Annotated in this window: 3 protein-coding genes; all 3 read left to right on the top strand. The window is 38.3% G+C overall.

Going from position 1 to position 3,470, the window contains the following annotated elements:
- Positions 1–125: 125 nt before the first annotated feature.
- The 3 genes from DXB58_RS27485 to DXB58_RS27475 are packed head-to-tail and all read left to right on the top strand — an operon-like array spanning position 126 to position 3,385.
- On the top strand, positions 126–1,400 hold the full coding sequence (locus DXB58_RS27485) for a site-specific integrase (RefSeq protein WP_147338756.1): 1,275 nt from the start codon (positions 126–128) through the stop codon (positions 1,398–1,400).
- On the top strand, positions 1,393–2,382 hold the full coding sequence (locus tag DXB58_RS27480; protein WP_158571593.1) for a tyrosine-type recombinase/integrase: 990 nt from the start codon (positions 1,393–1,395) through the stop codon (positions 2,380–2,382). The genes DXB58_RS27485 and DXB58_RS27480 overlap by 8 nt, the downstream gene beginning before the upstream one ends.
- The gene (locus DXB58_RS27475; protein WP_309574113.1) at positions 2,345–3,385 is read left to right on the top strand and encodes a tyrosine-type recombinase/integrase; all 1,041 of its coding nucleotides are present in this window, start codon (positions 2,345–2,347) and stop codon (positions 3,383–3,385) included. Before DXB58_RS27480 ends, DXB58_RS27475 begins: the two co-directional genes overlap by 38 nt.
- Positions 3,386–3,470: the final 85 nt, after the last annotated feature.

Raw genomic sequence — 3,470 nt, 5'->3', positions numbered from 1 at the left:
TGGTTATGAAGAGTTGGAGATTATGTAATGTTAGATTTATAAATAGTTGTAATATAGCATTTAGATTATAGATTTCTTTGCATAATATTGTCGGGGGTAATGTTGCTCCCACTAATATTATATATATGAGTCATATTAATCGAACATTACCTCAAACGACTCAAGTCAGTCGTTTGATTGAAGAAGCTACGTGTTACCTTCATCAAAAGGGCTTGAAAAAAAGTACTATTAAGTCTGTGACAGACACATGGAAAATGTTGATTCCATATATGGAAGAACACAATATCCAATTTTATTCATCTCAAATAGGGGAAAAGTATATTGCACATAAACTTGAGAAAGTTGGAATAGACTTTTCCTATGAATGGGGACAAACAGTAAAATCAAGGATTGGATGGCTGACGGAGTATATGCAAACGGGAGTAATAAAAAAGAGAATAAAATTATCCCCGTCCTTTGCCAGTGAAATTGGTCGGCATCTTTTGAACTTTTTGTACCATAAAACGAATAGTGGACGGTTCTCGAACTATACGATAGAGCATGATAGGTATTATCTATCCATATTTCTTGATTATATGAACAAGCATGATGTCATTCGATTATCTTCTCTAACGATTGAAGTTATCAACAACTTTTTATCCTCACTTGACATTAGTAAGAAGTCTCTCCGACATCATGTAATCAGAGAATTGCGGCTTTATTTGCGCTATTTGCATGAGAATGACTTGATAGCAATAAATCTTTCTCGTCTGTTGCCAACAGATGCATATAGGCAAATGGAGCGGTTACCATCTATATATACAAGAGAAGAAATCAACACCGTCTGTTCTTCTATTGACAGGTGCGACCCATTAGGGAAAAGAGACTTTGCCATATTAATGCTCTTATCCAGATATGGATTGAGGGCATCAGATATATGTGGCTTGACTTTCAGTAATCTGAATTGGGATGAATGTAACATACACCTTACACAATATAAGACAAAAAAGCCGATAGAGTTGCCATTGACAGGAGAAGTTGGAGAGGCTATTATAGACTATCTTCAGTCAGGCCGACCTGAATGTGACGATTGCCATGTATTTGTTCAGGGAATATCTCCGTTCAGACCAGTTACGACAGAAGGAGTGTATGAGATCGTAAAGAAAGTATTCCGTAATGCTGGTATAGATACCTCCGGTCGAAAGCAAGGACCACATGCGCTTAGACATAGTCTTGCAACTATCTTATTAAAAGAAAAGGTTGTTTTGCCTGTAATAACGGGAATCCTCGGTCATAAAGATAGTGAAAGCACAAAGCTGTACCTTCGGCTTGATATTGAAAGTCTGAAGCAATGCGCTCTTGATGTGCCACCGGTAGCAGATGGATTCTATATGCAAAATGGAGGGCATTTCTATGAGTAATCTACTTTTTGAGAGCATTATGGCTCAGCATTTTACTGAGTTCATAAAACTGAAAAGAAATCTGGGGTATAAGTATAGCACCGCAGAATATCTTATTAGAGAATTTGACACATTCCTCGTACGCAAAAAGATTACATATCCAATATTGACAAAAGAAATCTTTGACGAATGGATGACAAGGCGGAAACATGAATCAGGTTCGACATATAAAGGACGTTGCACCGTAGTCATGCAGTTCGTCCAATATATGTCAGATATTGGCAAACCATGCTATATTCCAAGAATGCCCAATATAAAAGTAAATGGTTTTACAGCCCACATCTTTACAGAAGAGGAAATAGACCGTTTCTTCACTGCATGTGACAACCTTATTTTACACAGTCTGAAAATGAATTCGGCAATTATTATGCTTCCTGCCATCTTTCGTTTGTTGTATGGAACCGGCATAAGGGTAACAGAAGCTATCCGTCTGAAAAACTGTGATGTCAACCTTGAAGAAAAATATATAGTCCTGCACGATACAAAAAGTCGTAAAGACAGATTGGTTCCCATCTCAGACTCCGTGGCTACTGTATGTCGTGAATATAAGAGTTATCGGGAGCGGCTGCCTATAATCGCGGATAAGGAGTATTTTTTTCTTGCTTTATCTGGAAAACCATGTGCGAGTGACGGCACAATTTATTTCTGGTTCAGGACAATACTCAAAAATGCTGGCATACCTCACAATGGTAGACATCAAGGACCACGTGTGCATGATCTCAGACATACCTTCAGCGTACACTCATTGATGAAAATGCATCATGAAGGAGGCGACCTATATTGCTCGCTTCCAATACTCTCAACATACTTGGGACACAGTTCGATACAGTCTACAAATAACTATGTAAGGTTATGTGAAAGTATGTATCCGGACTTGATACAACGCATAGATATAGAAAGCATGAATGTCTATCCAAATCTATACAAAGATGAAACCGACTGATTTTAGTAAGTATTTATCGGATTACTTGAGTAAGTATCTCCCGGGAGAAAGAGGTATGAGTCACAATAGCATACTGGCTTATCGAGATACTTTCATACTACTGATACGGTATTACAAAGATGCAAAACACATCTCTGTTAATAAGCTGACTATGGATAAGCTGACACGGAAAGATATCGTGGCATTCCTTGATTGGCTCCAAAATGAAAATAAATGCTCGGATAGTACAAGAAATGCAAGGTTGGCTGCTCTCAGATCGTTCTTCTCGTATGTCGGATATGAAGATCCCACCTTCTTGAATGAAGGACTGAAAATCCACACAATACCACTAAAAAAGACAGGGAGAAAGTCTATTAACTACCTCACGGTTGATGGAATCAGGCTTTTATTGAAACAGCCTAATCTTCTGACAAAAAGCGGAAGACGTGATATGGCACTGCTATCTCTCATGTATGATACAGGCGCAAGAGTGCAAGAAATAGCTGACTTGACCGTTGAATGTCTTCGGTTGACAAAACCTTATACGATAAGAATGATGGGAAAAGGGCAAAAAGTCAGAATAGTACCATTAATAGAACAGCAAGTCCTACATTTGCAAAGGTACATGGCTGATGAATGTCTTTTTGATTCTAAGAAAGCAAAGATGCCATTATTTTCAAGCGGATGTGGCAGAAAACTGACACGTAGTGGTATCTCTTACATACTAAATAAATATGTATCAAAAGCAAGAGTTGAGAGTGCAACGCTGATACCCGAAAAGGTTTCTTGCCATTCTTTACGACACTCAAGAGCGATGCATTTGCTTCAGGCAGATGTGCCTCTGATATATATCAGAGACCTACTTGGACACGAGTCAGTCGTTACAACGGAAATTTATGCAAGAGTTGATTCAAAACGTAAACGGGAAGTCATAACAAATGCTTTTGTTCCAACATCTGAAGAACCAAATGAACCTGTTTGGCTAAAAGACACGAATCTACTGGATTGGCTTAAAAGCCTATAAATTATGTAGAGTAAAATGTAGAAAGGACCGGGCTGCTAATAGTACGGTCCTTTCTCTTTACATAATCTCCGACTCTTCATAACCA

This window comes from Bacteroides sp. OM05-10AA, from assembly GCF_003439055.1.
GTDB lineage: Bacteria > Bacteroidota > Bacteroidia > Bacteroidales > Bacteroidaceae > Bacteroides > Bacteroides intestinigallinarum.
Note: the sequence above shows the minus strand (reverse complement) of the source record. Positions and strands in the feature narration are given on the sequence as shown.